The 14,135-nt window shown below is 32.6% G+C and carries 11 protein-coding genes; 8 read left to right on the plus strand and 3 right to left on the minus strand.

Features of this window, described 5'->3' with window-relative positions:
- Window positions 1-24 precede the first annotated feature (24 nt).
- The 4 genes from FMG_RS01375 to FMG_RS09830 are packed head-to-tail and all read left to right on the plus strand — an operon-like array spanning window position 25 to window position 4,615.
- Complete coding sequence (locus tag FMG_RS01375; protein WP_012290272.1) at window positions 25-1,257, plus strand: ABC transporter substrate-binding protein; 1,233 nt, start codon at window positions 25-27, stop codon at window positions 1,255-1,257.
- Window position 1,258: 1 nt separating this feature from the next.
- Window positions 1,259-2,125, plus strand: a complete 867-nt coding sequence (locus FMG_RS01380) for a carbohydrate ABC transporter permease (RefSeq protein WP_012290273.1) — start codon at window positions 1,259-1,261, stop codon at window positions 2,123-2,125.
- On the plus strand, window positions 2,115-2,939 hold the full coding sequence (locus FMG_RS01385) for a carbohydrate ABC transporter permease (protein WP_012290274.1): 825 nt from the start codon (window positions 2,115-2,117) through the stop codon (window positions 2,937-2,939). Before FMG_RS01380 ends, FMG_RS01385 begins: the two co-directional genes overlap by 11 nt.
- Complete coding sequence (locus FMG_RS09830) at window positions 2,939-4,615, plus strand: DUF4091 domain-containing protein (protein WP_012290275.1); 1,677 nt, start codon at window positions 2,939-2,941, stop codon at window positions 4,613-4,615. The genes FMG_RS01385 and FMG_RS09830 overlap by 1 nt, the downstream gene beginning before the upstream one ends.
- A 104-nt stretch (window positions 4,616-4,719) precedes the next feature.
- Here the strand turns inward: FMG_RS09830 and FMG_RS01395 are convergent, their stop codons facing one another.
- A complete protein-coding gene (locus FMG_RS01395) occupies window positions 4,720-7,620 on the minus strand; it encodes an insulinase family protein (RefSeq protein WP_012290276.1) in 2,901 nt (966 codons plus the stop codon).
- Window positions 7,621-7,791: 171 nt separating this feature from the next.
- Here FMG_RS01395 and FMG_RS01400 point away from each other — a divergent pair, with 171 nt between their 5' ends.
- The 4 genes from FMG_RS01400 (at window position 7,792) to FMG_RS01415 (ending at window position 11,479) form a co-directional block, all read left to right on the plus strand.
- Window positions 7,792-8,553: an exodeoxyribonuclease III gene (locus FMG_RS01400; RefSeq protein WP_002841429.1), complete on the plus strand. Its 762-nt coding sequence runs from the start codon at window positions 7,792-7,794 to the stop codon at window positions 8,551-8,553.
- Window positions 8,554-8,562: 9 nt separating this feature from the next.
- Window positions 8,563-9,408, plus strand: coding sequence for an SDR family oxidoreductase (locus tag FMG_RS01405; protein WP_012290277.1), 846 nt, complete (start codon window positions 8,563-8,565; stop codon window positions 9,406-9,408).
- A 35-nt stretch (window positions 9,409-9,443) separates the two neighbouring features.
- The gene (locus tag FMG_RS01410) at window positions 9,444-10,709 is read left to right on the plus strand and encodes a dicarboxylate/amino acid:cation symporter (RefSeq protein WP_002841459.1); all 1,266 of its coding nucleotides are present in this window, start codon (window positions 9,444-9,446) and stop codon (window positions 10,707-10,709) included.
- An 86-nt stretch (window positions 10,710-10,795) separates the two neighbouring features.
- Window positions 10,796-11,479: a TVP38/TMEM64 family protein gene (locus FMG_RS01415; RefSeq protein ID WP_002839735.1), complete on the plus strand. Its 684-nt coding sequence runs from the start codon at window positions 10,796-10,798 to the stop codon at window positions 11,477-11,479.
- Window positions 11,480-11,573: 94 nt separating this feature from the next.
- On the opposite strand, the gene FMG_RS01420 is transcribed toward FMG_RS01415, so the two are convergent.
- Both FMG_RS01420 and FMG_RS01425 read right to left on the minus strand, forming a co-directional pair.
- Complete coding sequence (locus FMG_RS01420) at window positions 11,574-12,938, minus strand: UDP-N-acetylmuramoyl-tripeptide--D-alanyl-D-alanine ligase (protein WP_012290278.1); 1,365 nt, start codon at window positions 12,936-12,938, stop codon at window positions 11,574-11,576.
- Window positions 12,939-12,940: 2 nt separating this feature from the next.
- Complete coding sequence (locus FMG_RS01425; RefSeq protein WP_012290279.1) at window positions 12,941-13,993, minus strand: D-alanine--D-alanine ligase family protein; 1,053 nt, start codon at window positions 13,991-13,993, stop codon at window positions 12,941-12,943.
- Window positions 13,994-14,135 lie beyond the last annotated feature (142 nt).

Genomic DNA, 14,135 nt, shown 5'->3' on the forward strand with positions numbered 1-14,135 from the left:
AATATAAATTGGAGGTTTTATATTATGAAGAAAAAATTTTTGGCAATTCTTTTAGTATTCGTACTTTTCTTGTCAGCTTGTGGAAATAAAGCAGCTGATAATTCAAAAGATGCAAAAAAAGACGAAAACAAAAAGGAAGATGTAGTAACTATTCACATGTTAGTTCCAGGATATGATCAAGGATATCTAAAAGAACAATTCACAGATGCTATTGGAAGATTTGAAAAAGAAAATCCAAACATCAAAGTTGAAGTTATCAGTGCTGGTTGGGAAGAATTAAACTCAAAAGTAGTTCAATTATACCAAGCAAAAAAAGCTCCTGATATTATGCTTTTAGGTTCAAGATCTTTGAGACAATTCTCTGAAAATGGTATCTTGGAAGATATGTCTTCAATGATGACTGACGAACAAAAAGCAGACTACATTGAAAATGTATTGAACACAGGTAAAGTTAGTGGAAAACAATTTGGTATTCCAATGGCATTATCTTCAAGAGGATTATTCTACAGATCAGATTTGATCAAAGAAGCTCCAAAGAACTGGGAAGAATTATTAAACGTAGCAAAAGAAAACACTAAGGGAAATATGAAAGGATTTGCAATTCCTACAGATTTAACTAGTGGTACTGATGAAATTCTTAACTTCATTTACCAAAACGGTGGTAAAATCGTTGACGAAAATGGTAACTTTGTTATCAATTCAAAAGAAAACGTAGAAACATTAGAATTCTTCAAAAAATTAGCAGCATACGTTCCAGATCCAGTATCTACAACAAGAAATGACCAATCAAAAATGTTTGTTAACAACGACTTAGCAATGTACATTTCTGGTGGTTGGGAAAAAGAAACAATGGACAAAGGCAAGGATAAAACTCCTTACAAAGTTGCAATGTTACCAGAAGGAAAACAAAAGGGAGTTACAATTGTAACTGACTCTTACACAATGAGTTCAATTTCTGAACACAAAAAAGAAGCTTTTGAATTTATTAAATTCATGGGCAAATTAGAAAATCAAAAAATCATAACTGCAGCTTATGGTTGGTTCCCAATTCTTCACAAAGAAGCTGAAGATCCAAAATACGCTGATGATTTCAACAAACCTATGAGAGACATCATGGAATTTGGTACACCAGAACCACAAGTACCAAACTGGGATGATTTCAACAAGAGCTTCACAATTGCAGTACAAAAAGCTATGACTGGTCAATTATCTCCACAAGAAGCTTTGGATAATTGTCAAAAAGAATTAGCAAAGTAAAATGAAAAAATCAAAAATGTTACCATATTTATTATTACTACCATGCTTTTTGGTAGTAATAATTCTATATGGCTATCCTATGGTGTTAACGTTTATTAACTCTTTCAATAAAGTTAATTTACTTACAGGTAGTTCGGATTTTATAGGATTGGCGAATTACAAATCTATTTTTAATGATCCGCAATTCTATAAAAGTTTATCAGTAACTGTGAAGTACACAGTTATAACAGTATTTTTGAAAATATTTCTAGGTTTTTTACTTGCGTATTTATTATCTAGTAATATTTTTGCTAAAAAACAATTTAGATTTTTAGTTCTAATTCCTTGGGCTATTCCTCAAGTTGCAGTGTCAACATTGTGGAAATGGATATTAGACGGAAGATACGGTTATATTAACTACTTCTTTATGAAATTAGGAATTATTAAAAGTCCAATTTTGTTTTTATCAGATCCTAATATTGCGTTATACTGTGCGGCATTTGTAGATGCATGGCTAGGAATATCGTTTGTATCAATGATGTTTTTGGCAGCGTTGGAACAAATTCCGACATCTTTGTATGAAGCAAGTGAAATAGACGGAGCGAACAAAACAAGACAATTCTTCGATATTACATTACCGGGAATTAGACAAACATTTGTTACAATTTTAATTTTAGTAACTATTTGGACGTTTAATTCATTCAATGTAATTTATGTATTGACACAAGGTGGACCAATGAGATCTACAGAAACTTTGATAATCAAAATTTACCAAGAAGCTTTCAGTAGATTCAACATAGGTGCAAGTTCTGCGTTGACAATGATTGTAGTAGTTATCTTGTCGCTAATGACTTTTATTTATTCAAGGAGTATGTTAAATGAGAAATAAAAAGAATGTAAAAAGCACAATTATACTAACTATTATTGTAATTTTGCTGCTATTTCCGATAGTGATTTTGGTAAACTCATCATTGAAAACATACAACGAACTAATAACTTGGCCGCCAAAATTTTTCGATAGTTTTCATTTCGAAAATTACACAAATGTTTTGTCCGGTGACAAATCAATTCTCAAAGAATTTTTCAACAGTTTACAAATTTCTGTAATTACGATGTTGATTTGCATTCTAATAGGATCATTGGCAGCTTATTCCGTTACGAGATTTGATTTTAAAGGCAAAAATGCATTCATGAATATAATTCTTGTGACACAAATGTTTAGTTCCGTAATCGTAGTAAATGCTATGTATATTATTTTTAGGAATTTCAATTTATTAGACACAAAATTGTCTTTGATTATAGCAACGACAACTTCTTGTTTGCCAATGACTGTATGGTTGTTGCACTCGTATTTTTCACAAATTCCTATAGATTATGAAGAAGCATCTTGGATGGATGGCGCAAACAGAATGCGAGGAATAAAAGATGTATTACTTCCTTTATGTTTTCCAGGAATCATAACTGCAGGATTGTTTGCATTTATAGCTGCATGGGGAGATTTGATTTATGCGAAATCATTTATAACTTCTCCAGAACTTAGAACAATATCATTGGCACTTACAGATTTCCAAGATTTGTACAAAACTACTTGGGAAACTCAAATGGCAGCAAGCGTTGTAGCTACACTTCCACCATTTATATTGTTCTTTATGATTCAAAAATATTTGATTAAATCAATGGTTTCACAAGGGGTGAAAGGTTAATGATTAGATTTATACCTTCAACAGTCAGACAAATAGGAATCTCTAAGAATAATTGCGATGAGATAAATGAAAAATTTGCCTTGAAAAACGAAGAGACTGCTGTTCAAGTTGAACTAGAGCTTCAACAAAAAACATGGATAAATTTGGATAAAGTAATGACTCTTCCTTGGGAAGGCGTAGTTGAGATGTATCGAATCGAGGTTAATTCGGATTGCGATTGTAAACTTAGTTTTGAAAAAGATGTGCTAGATGATGATTTGTGTTACAAAAAAGATGCAATTTTAAATAAAAGATCTGGATATCTTCCAAAAGGCTTCAACAATTTGTGGCTTGATTTAAAATCAGAAAGCTCAGGAAGTCATGAAGTTAATATTAGAATTTTAAAAGCTAGCTCATTTAATGATGAAGAGCTTGTTTATGAAAAAAGTTTTAAACTTGAAGTTTCAAATGTAGAAATGCCACAAGAAAATATTTTTTACCTTGATTTGTGGCAACATTTGTCATCTCTTGCGAGAGTTTACGATGTTGAATATTATTCTGATGAGCATTTCAAAATTATAGAAAACTTCATGAAGCCACTTGCAAAAGCCGGCCAAAAAGTTTGCGATGTGATTGTCAGTGATTATTCATGGGCAGGTCAAACATGCAGAATGATTTATGATAATCAATCTAGCTTGTACGAATACAATATTTTAGGTTGCTTCATAGAAAATGGCAAATTAAAATTGGATTTTACAAACTTTGATAGATACATTGAGATTTGTCAAAAAGTTGGAATGTGCGACGAGATAGATATTTTCGGCTTGATTGGGAATTGGGACAGAAAGGATTTTTCTGTAATTTTAAAAGATTTCTGCGAACCGATAAAAGTTCGTGTGTACGATAAGGATTCGGGCAAGTTTACATTTATTAGAAATAAAGAAATGTATGCGGATTACATTGAACAGATTTTTAATCATTTGATTGAAAAAAATTTGTGGAGTATTACACGAGTAATGGCAGATCAACCAAAAAACACTACAGATGTGTGTGAATGTGAAGATTTGTTAAGAGAAATCCGCGAAGATGTCAAAATCAAGTACGCTATAATGGATGGAGAATTTTACGAAGATTTTACTGGCGATACAGAAAACTTTTCTATTATTTTGGATCAATATATTATGGTTCAAAATGGCGATTTGAAAATGGCTACAGAAGCTAATTTCCAAAACATGACATGGTATGTTTGCTGGACACCATACAATTTGAATCAGTTTGTAAGAAGTCCTTTGATGGAATCGAGATTGGTAGGATATATGACTTACTTATTCGATATGAAGGGATTTTTGAGATGGAATTATTGTCTTTTTCCTGATAGCGACGATTTTCGTTACAGACCAGATGTGTGGGCGTGTGGGGATATGTTCTTCGTTTATCCAGGAAAAGCTGGAGTGCCAGAAATTAGTTTGCGCTTGAAGCAATTGATGTACGGAAATTACGATTATTCGTTTTTGAGATATTGTGAATCCAAATTGGGACGAGATTATGTCTTAGATTTAGTAAAAGATTTTACTGGAGAAATTAGTGATTTGGCATACAATGAACCAACTCGAGAAATCTCTGGAGGATACAAGGACGATTACGTTTTGATGGAATCCATCAAGAAAAAATTAGCATTAAAATTAGAAAATAAATAGGGCTGTGCGAACGGCCCTTTTTGTTTTGTGCAAAATGAGATATAAAAAAACAAACACTCATGCTAAAAGTGCATGAGTGTTTGCTATTTTTTTAGTACTCAAATTTATTCCACGTTTATTATTTTGTCGAAAAGACTTGCATCTTCATCGATTTTTGTGTCGTTACCAACAACAACTAAGTGATTTTCTTTCATTGCTTTTTTGATTATCTGAGCAAATTGTTTCAAATCATCTACTGATGTGTGTAGCATGTTTTCAAGATAATTTTCGTAATCTTCAATAGTTCTTCCTGACAAATACATGTTTATCGAACGACTTCCTTTTGTGAATGTCGTCATTGGTGGGTTGAATTGGTTCACAGTTCCAATGATGAATTGTTTCATTTCTTTTTCATCGAAGCTCATGTTTTCGACAAATTTATCAATTTGATCGTAGATGTCGATTGTGTTTTTGATGTTAGGGTCTCTGTAGGAATATACATACAATATTCCATTCAAGCTAACGCTCATTCCAACTCCGTAAGCGCCGCCTTTTGCTCTGACTTCGTTGTACAAGAATGAAGTGTTCAATATATTTGTCAACACAGTTATTTTGGAATTGTATTCAAATCCATATTTTTTCAAATCAGCTGATTTTACAACGTAATTCACATTTGAAGAAGTCTTGTAAGCTTCTTTTAATTTGAAGAATTTTGTTGGAGAAGATTTGATGTCGATTTCTTCTGTGTTCATTTTTGCAATCAATGATTTTTGTAATTTGGCGAAGAATTTGCTTGCAGAATCTTTTTCGTTGATAATGCTAACGATCATATCGTTTGAATTTACGATTTTTTCGTAGTAATCTTTTAATTTCTTCAAAGTGATGTCTGCTTTTTCATCGAAATCATTCAACACGTCGCACAATTTTTCGTAGTAACTAATTCCAGAACATTCATCTTCCAATACGCTTTTTTCTGAGAATGATGCCATCGATCTTGTCAATGCGAATTGGTTTCCTGCTTCAAGAATTCTTGTTTTATATTCTTGTTTCAAGTTTTGAAGTATGTTTTTGAATCTGTTTTTATCTTCAAATTTTACATTAAACAAGTATTCTTCCAAGATTTTAATACATTCGTCTTCTGTTTTTTCTATTGTTTTGAAACTAAACACAAAATTAGTTTTCAAATCTTGGCTATTTTTCGTATTACTCAAATGAATAGCAGTGAATATTCCACCTGATGCAAGATATGTTTGAGTGTATAATTTCTTGTAATCGTAATTTGTAGTATCGCTTAGTCCGATATAATCGGATAGAAGTGACAAATAGAAGTAATCTTTTTGCGAGAACTTCGACAAATCAAACATAAATGATGCGTAGTGAATGTTTGATGTGAATAGATTTGGATTTAAGAATGTGTAGTTGTCGATTTTCTTTTCGATTCTTTCCACATCTTCAAGTTTTGCGTCAATATCGGAAAGTTCCAATGTTGGAATAGTGTCTTTTTGTTCTTTTGTGTCTTCTTCTGATTGAAATTGTTCCAAGTTTTTGTTCAAATCTACTAATTCATTCAATTCTTCATCGGACAAACTTTCCTTGTATTGTTTTAATTTTTCCTTAACTTCGTTGTCTTTTTTCAAATTAAGACCTGGTGTTGCCTTCAAAGAAAGTATCAATTTGAAATTGTTGTTTAATAATTTTTCTTCGATGAATTTTTCGTAGTAATCTGTATCGATTAATTTTCTGCATTCTGCAAGAGTTTCTGAGAATTGCAATTGGTCGTAGTAGCTATCTGAGTACATGAAACTTAGAGCTGATTTTAAGAAATAGATAACTCCTTTTGTGTGGAAACTTCCTGCTTCTTTCAAATCGTATTCTAATTTGTTAAGAGTAGAAGTGAGTTCGTCCTTGTCGATTCCGTTTTTCACGATGTTTTCTAATTCTCGTTTAACTAATGCTTCAAATTTTTCAGTGTTTTTTACATCTGAGTTCTCAGCGATAACACCCATTGTGATTTCTTGGCCGTAAGATGATACGTTTTCTACAGATTCACAGATGTTTTCTTGCAATAATTTTTCTTTGATTATCGCAGATTCGTTGGAGAACAATACATCACTTAAAATAGTTGAAACAAATGCATCTTTTACATTTGTGATGTGTCCGACATTTGCAGCATATACCAATACATCTTTTCCGTCAGGATTTTCGTCTTTTGATATATTGTATTCGACTTGTACTTTTTTAGCCTTTTCAAATGGTTTTTGGTAAGGAATTTCTGAGTCGATTTTTTTGTAATCATATTCATCCAAATATTCTGACAAATGATCCAATTCTTCTTCGATATTTCCATTTCCATAAAAATAAATGAACGAATTTGATGGGTGGTAGTATTTGTCGTGGAATTCCAAGAATTTTTCGTATGTTAAATCTGGAATATTATAAGGATTTCCGCCCGATGAATGTGCATAAGTTGTGTCTGGGTACAAATATTTGAACAATTCATCGAAAATAATCGTATAAATTGAACTGTAAGAGCCCTTCATTTCGTTGTACACTACACCATTGTATTTGATATCATCATCGACATTTTTGATTTCGTAGTGCCATCCTTCTTGGTAGAAAATATTTTTCTTTTCGTAAACAATTGGATTAAATACTGCATCCAAATAAACGTCCACGAGATTTTTGAAATCCTTGGCGTTACGACTTGCAACAGGATAGCAAGTTTTATCTGGATAAGTTATCGCATTCAAAAATGTTTGTAGTGAAGATTTTACCAAATCCATAAATGGTTCACGTGTTGTGTATTTTTTTGATCCATTTAATACAGAGTGCTCCATTATGTGAGCGACACCTGTACTATCTTGAGGAATAGTCTTAAAAGCAATTGAAAATACTTTGTTTTCGTCATCGTTAGAAAGCTTCAAAACTTTTGCTTTTGTCTTTTCGTGTTCGAAAAGAAATGCAGTAGAATTGATATCTGACAATTCTCTTGTATCTATTAATTTAAAATTTTTATAATCTTGCATAAAAATCTCCTTTTTTCTTTTTAATATATTATATCAAATTGAGAAAACTTAACAAAATCACAATTTATTAAATTTTCGTTTATTTGGGTATAAATAATTGTTAGAAAAATTTACAAATATAAGTCACAAAACTGTATATGATATAATAAATAACAAATAAGAGGTGAGTATATGAAATTAATATCATGGAATGTTAACGGATACAGAGCCGTTATGAAAAAAGGATTTATGGATGCTTTCAATAGTTTGAATGCGGATATTTTTTGTTTACAAGAAATCAAAATGAAAGAAAATCAAATGACTGACGAAATGAACATTGAAGGTTATCACAGATATTCTTATTCAGCTAACAAAGCCGGTTATTCTGGAACTTTGGTTTACACAAAAGTTGAGCCTATTGGAGTAAGTTATGGGATTGGAATTGATGAACACGACACTGAAGGACGTGTGATTACTTGTGAATACGAAGATTTTTTCTTGGTGAATGTCTACACTCCAAACTCTAAACAAAAACTAGAACGCTTGGATTATAGAATGGTGTGGGAAGATGAATTCCACAATTATTTGAATATTTTAAGAGATAGAAAACCTGTAATTGTGTGTGGAGATTTGAATGTCGCTCACAATGAAATTGATTTGAAAAATCCACAATCAAACAGACGCTCAGCAGGATTCACCGATGAAGAAAGAAACAAAATGTCACTTTTATTAAATGATGGATACATCGATACATTCAGATATTTTTATCCAGATAAAACTGACGAATATTCGTATTGGTCGTATTTTGCAAAGGCGAGAGAAAGAAACGCTGGTTGGAGAATAGATTATTTCTTGGTTAGCGATGATTTGAAGGACAATCTTGTTGATGCGAAAATTCACCAAAGCATAATGGGATCAGACCATTGTCCAGTTGAATTGGAAATAAATTTTTAAGGAGAGATTATGAGTAGAAATAGAATTTGGATAAGTGGAGCAGATGGAAAAATCGGAAAAGTATTGCAGAAATATTTGGATCCATTTGAAGATGAGGTATTGGCAACAGACAAATACATCGTAGATATTGTAAATTCCGATGAAACTTCTATATTTGCAAGAAGAAACAGACCGAATATAATCATCAATTGTTCTGCATTAACAGATCCTGTATTGTGTCAAGAAAATCCAGACGAGGCTTTCAGAGTAAATGCTTTGGGTGCGAGAAACATGGCAGTTGCAGCGAACACTGTGGATGCAAAAATAATTCACATGTCTGCAGACGATGTTTTCAGTGGACAATCCAGAAGTGCATACAGAGAATACGACACTCCACATCCTACGACAATGTATGGTAAAAGCAAATTGATGGGAGAAAATTTTGTAAGAGAATTCAGCGTGAAACATTTTATTTTGAGAACTAGCTGGTTATTTTCACCAGTAAATCACAGAGTAGAAGACATTATAAAAGAAGCAATTCAAACAGGAAAAGTTTACGTTCCTAAAGCACAATATTCTTCTCCAACAAGTGCATATCAATTAGCTGAGTTTATCGTAAAATTGATGGCTACTTACGATTACGGTATTTATCATGCATCATGTGAAGGAGTTGCTAGTAGGAAAGAATTTGCAGAAGAAATCTTGAAAATAAAAGGAATTGATGCAGAAGTAATCGAAGATGAAAATTTGAGAATAGAAGGTCACAGACCAGATTTTACAGCTTTGGAAAACTTCTTGTTGAACACTTCACAAATTTACAAATTCACTGATTGGCAAACTTCTTTGCAAAAATATATCGAAAAAAACAATTTGTAATGCAAAATGAATTTTAAGAAAAAGGAAAGATATTTATGAAACAAAAGAAAAAAATGGGACTTACAACTCAAATTTTCATAGGATTATTTTTAGGGTTGTTTGTCGGAATAGTTTTTAATCTATTTGTTCCTTCATCATATATAAAAGATACAATTTTGGTAAATGGCGTATTTGATGTATTGGGACAAGGATTTATTAGATTAATGCAAATGCTCGTGGTTCCATTGGTGTTCTTCTCACTTGTAACTGGCGCTATGAGCATGGGGGATACTAAAAAACTAGGGAAAATAGGAGTTAAAACACTTGTGTTTTATTTGTTCACAACTGCCTTGGCGATAACGTTGGCGCTATTATTGGCATCATTTATCAAGCCTGGAGTTGGAATTGATCTTACCAAAGTAAGTCAAGCAGCAGAGGCCAATCCTGCACAAGCTGTTTCACTAAAAGATACTGTATTGAATTTAATTCCTACAAATCCAATTCGAGCGATGTCTGAAGGAAATATGTTGCAAATAATTTTCTTTGCACTCTTAGTTGGAATTATTTTGGCAAATTTGGGAGAAAAAGCACACAACGTTGCAAATATTTGCGAAGAGTTCAACGACATCATGATGGATATGACTATGATTGTAATGAAGTTTGCACCAATTGGTGTATTTGCACTTATCACAAAGACATTCGCAACTTTAGGATTATCAGCTATATTCTCTATGTTAAAGTACATGCTCACAGTAGTTTTAGGATTGGGACTTCAACTTTTATTAGTGTACATGGTTTTATTGACGATTTTTGCGAAAGTAAATCCATTCAAATTCTTGAAGAAATTCTTCCCGGTTTTGGGATTCGCATTCTCCACATCATCTTCAAATGCAACAGTGCCAATGAACATAAACAAATTGGAAGAGCTTGGAGTTAGTAGGAAAATTTCTTCATTCACAATTCCACTTGGAGCGACAATCAACATGGACGGAACTGCAATCATGCAGGGAGTTGCAGTTGTATTTGCAGCGAACGCTTACGGAATGCAATTGACTCCACAAAATTTCTTGACAGTAATTGCTGCAGCGACACTTGCATCGGTAGGTACTGCGGGAATTCCTTCAGTTGGGTTGATAACTTTATCCATGGTATTTAATTCAATTGGACTTCCGATTTCTGCGATTGCAATGATAATGGGAATAGACAGAATTTTGGATATGATTAGAACAGCGATAAATATCACAGGAGATGCTGTGTGTACAGTCATCGTCGCTAATAGCTCTGGTGAAGAATATTTCGACAAAGAAAAATTTAATTCGTAAATTATAATAAATGATAAACACTTATAGAATATTTCAATAAGTGTTTATTTTTTTATTTGATATAATGAATATAAGGAGGGGTAATTTTGAAATTAGAAAATAAACATATCAAAAAAATTGTCGTTATTCTCATTGTGGTTCTTGCATTTGTATTTATCAAACCACTCAGAGAAGGCGTGACTAACATGTCCAAAGCTTTTAAAGACCTTGAAAGTGTAAAAGCTTACATTAGATCGTTCGGAAAGACTGCGGTTGTAATTTCATTCTTGATGATGATTCTTCAATCAATTGCAGCGCCAATTCCAGCTTTCTTCATTACATTTTCTAATGCAGCAATTTGGGGATGGGTCAGAGGAAGTATATTGTCTTGGACATCTGCAATGGCAGGAGCAGCTCTTTGTTTTGGAATTGCAAGATTTTTGGGAAGAGATATTGCAGAAAAATTTGCTACAAAAGGAGCATTGAAAGAAGTGGAGGGATTCTTCGACAAATACGGCAAGAACGCTATTTTGGTTGCAAGATTATTGCCATTCGTTCCATTTGATCCGATAAGTTATGCAGCGGGATTAACACCGATGGGATTTTGGGAATTTTTCATCGCGACAGGAATAGGACAACTTCCAGCTACTTTGATTTATTCTTATGCAGCAAGCAAATCCACAAATCCATCTACATGGGTAAAAGGACTTATAATTTTATTTGGAGTGTTTGCGCTTGGAATGTTGATGAAGAGAATTTATAACGATAAACAAGCAAAGAAAAATATATAAAAAAGAAAGCCTCAAACTTTCCTAGAAAAAAACAAGCCCTTATGCAAATTTTTACATAAGGGCTTGTTTTTTTATATTATTTAATATTTTGATGTTAAATTTCTTTTATTTGTTCGACTAATTTATCGAATTGCATTGCATGAGATGCTTTTACTAAAACTAATGTATTGTCCACGATTAATTCTTGTAATTTTTCTAGCAATTCTTCTTTTGTTTCAAAGTAGAATACTTTGTCTTCTGCAAAGTTTGTGCGTGCTCCTTTGATTATGTTTTCTGCTAATGGTCCAGTTGCCAATACGTAGTCGATTTTTTCTGGATTGATTGATTTTCCGATATTTTTGTGAAGAGTTATTTCGTTATCTCCAAGTTCTAGCATATCACCTAATACGGCGATTTTTCTAGAATAGCCGTGCAATCCGTAAGCTGTTTCTAGGCAGCTTGTCAATGATTGTGGATTTGATTTGTAACTGTCGTTTAAAATGTGGAATTTATCTAGTAGGATAAGTTCGTTTCTCATTCCAGTTAATTCGATATTTTTAAGGCCTTTTGCAATATCAGAATAATCCAATCCCATAAGTTCTGCTACGATTATTGACATTGTAGCGTTGTACATTTGATGATGTCCCAACAATTCTATGTTGAAAACATGATCGTTGATTGAAAATGTCGATCCTGTTTCATCAGCTTTGATCATTTCCATTCTATAATCGCTGTCTGGTTTTATTCCAAGAGTTATGGTTTTTTCTGGTAATTTGTATTCTTGTTTTACTTCTCTAAGAATTGGATCGTCATTATTTAAAATAAATATTCCATCTTCTTTTAATCCTTCAAGGATTTCGAATTTCGCTCTTGCAATGTTTTCTTTTGTTTTCAAATTCAATAGGTGACTGTCGCCAATGTTTGTAATCATTGCGATGTCAGGATGAGCGATATTTGTCAATTGTCTGATTTCTCCGAAGTTTTCAGTTCCCATTTCAAGGACAGCAACTTCAGTATCATCATCTATGTCAAATATCGTCTTGGATAATCCGATTTCATTGTTGTAATTTTTTTGTGTTTTAACGACTTTGTATTTTTCTTTTAATAAAGAACTCATTATATCTTTTGTAGTTGTTTTTCCGTTGGAACCAGTGATGGCGATTACTTTGCAATCCAAACTGCTGATGTAGCCTCTAGCCAAATCCATCATAAATTCTTTTGTATTGTCTACTTCGATTACAGGATAATCGTTGATATTTCTGTAATCTCTGTTAACTACACAGCAAGATGCGCCCTTTTCGAAAGCCATCTCTATGTAATTTTGTCCATCGAAATTATCTCCTCTAAGAGCGATGAACATATTATCTTTTTGAATTGTTCTTGTATCTGTTGAGATACCTTTTACCATTACATCATGGTATTTTTCATTTATAATTGTGTTAGTAAGTTCTGTTATTGTTTTTAAATTTCTTGTTAACATATTTACCTCTCTAACTTATATGCTTTATTTTTTTTATATTCTTCAACAGCCAAACCAATCAAGTTGTCGAATACTTCTGAAACACTCATATCGTTAGTGCATTTCCACAAAACTGGAAACATTGAATGTGGAGTTAGTCCTGGAACTGTGTTGATTTCGTTCACCCAAAGCTCGTTGTCTTTTACGAACATATCAACTCTTGAAAATCCTGACAAACTCATTAATTTGTACACTTTTTCTGCCAAATGTCTTGCTTTTAATTCTAACTTTTCATCCATTGGAAATGGTGTAAGCATTTCTGTTTTTGAATCGTTATATTTTGCATCGTAATCGAAAAACTCTACATCGTGTATTTGGTATACACCCGGACGTGATGCAACAGGATTGTCATTGCCCATAACCGCGATTTGAAGTTCAGGGCCTATGATTTCTTCTTCAACCAAAATTCTTCTGTCGTATTGGAATGCGTTTTGAATTGCTTTTTCCAATTCTTCTTCTGTTTCTGCTCTCATAACGCCAACTGATGAACCAGCATTACATGGTTTCACATAAACAGCCTTGGATGTTTTTTCGAAAATTTCTTTCAAATTGTAATCGTCGTTTTTGCAAAGTACTACGTATTTTGCTTGAGGAATTTTGTTCAATTCGAAAATATCGTTAGTGTATCCCTTGTCCATGCATAACGCAGAACCCAACACATTACAACCTACAAATGGCAAATCCAAAACTTTTATGAAGCCTTGGATTGTTCCATCTTCGCCGTAACTTCCGTGAATTGCAGGAAATATTACAGTGTTTTCTGGATTGATTTTTCTGATGCACTCGCTGACAGATTCTATTACTGAAAGATCAGTGTCAAGAATCAATTCTTCGTCGGATTTTATTTCTTCAGTTATGTTTTCTTTCATAATGAATTTTTTATTGCGGCGAACGAAAATCGCATTTACGTTGTATTTTTCTTTTGATAAATTATTTATTAATGTTCTAGCACTTGTAATACTTACTTCGTGTTCAGTACTAGGACCGCCATATAATACATATATATTTTTTTGCATAATTTTTGTCCTTTCTTGTGACTCATTAATATATTACTATAACTAAAACATTATATCAATAAAATAGAAAAATGTATCATTTTTGTTGATTTTTATAAAAAACAATACAAATTTAATAGGACTATTTTACAAATGTGGTAAA

Origin of the sequence: Finegoldia magna ATCC 29328, from assembly GCF_000010185.1 — a bacterium.
Classification (GTDB): domain Bacteria; phylum Bacillota; class Clostridia; order Tissierellales; family Peptoniphilaceae; genus Finegoldia; species Finegoldia magna_H.

What these genes read in the sequence shown, in the direction of transcription:
- FMG_RS01375 (WP_012290272.1), top strand. Translation starts at nt 25, where the DNA reads ATGAAGAAAAAATTTTTGGCAATTCTTTTAGTATTCGTACTTTTCTTG.
- FMG_RS01380 (WP_012290273.1), top strand. Translation starts at nt 1,259, where the DNA reads ATGAAAAAATCAAAAATGTTACCATATTTATTATTACTACCATGCTTT.
- FMG_RS09830 (WP_012290275.1), top strand. Translation starts at nt 2,939, where the DNA reads ATGATTAGATTTATACCTTCAACAGTCAGACAAATAGGAATCTCTAAG.
- FMG_RS01410 (WP_002841459.1), top strand. Translation starts at nt 9,444, where the DNA reads ATGAAACAAAAGAAAAAAATGGGACTTACAACTCAAATTTTCATAGGA.
- FMG_RS01400 (WP_002841429.1), top strand. Translation starts at nt 7,792, where the DNA reads ATGAAATTAATATCATGGAATGTTAACGGATACAGAGCCGTTATGAAA.
- FMG_RS01385 (WP_012290274.1), top strand. Translation starts at nt 2,115, where the DNA reads ATGAGAAATAAAAAGAATGTAAAAAGCACAATTATACTAACTATTATT.
- FMG_RS01425 (WP_012290279.1), bottom strand. Translation starts at nt 13,993, where the DNA reads ATGCAAAAAAATATATATGTATTATATGGCGGTCCTAGTACTGAACAC.
- FMG_RS01420 (WP_012290278.1), bottom strand. Translation starts at nt 12,938, where the DNA reads ATGTTAACAAGAAATTTAAAAACAATAACAGAACTTACTAACACAATT.
- FMG_RS01395 (WP_012290276.1), bottom strand. Translation starts at nt 7,620, where the DNA reads ATGCAAGATTATAAAAATTTTAAATTAATAGATACAAGAGAATTGTCA.
- FMG_RS01405 (WP_012290277.1), top strand. Translation starts at nt 8,563, where the DNA reads ATGAGTAGAAATAGAATTTGGATAAGTGGAGCAGATGGAAAAATCGGA.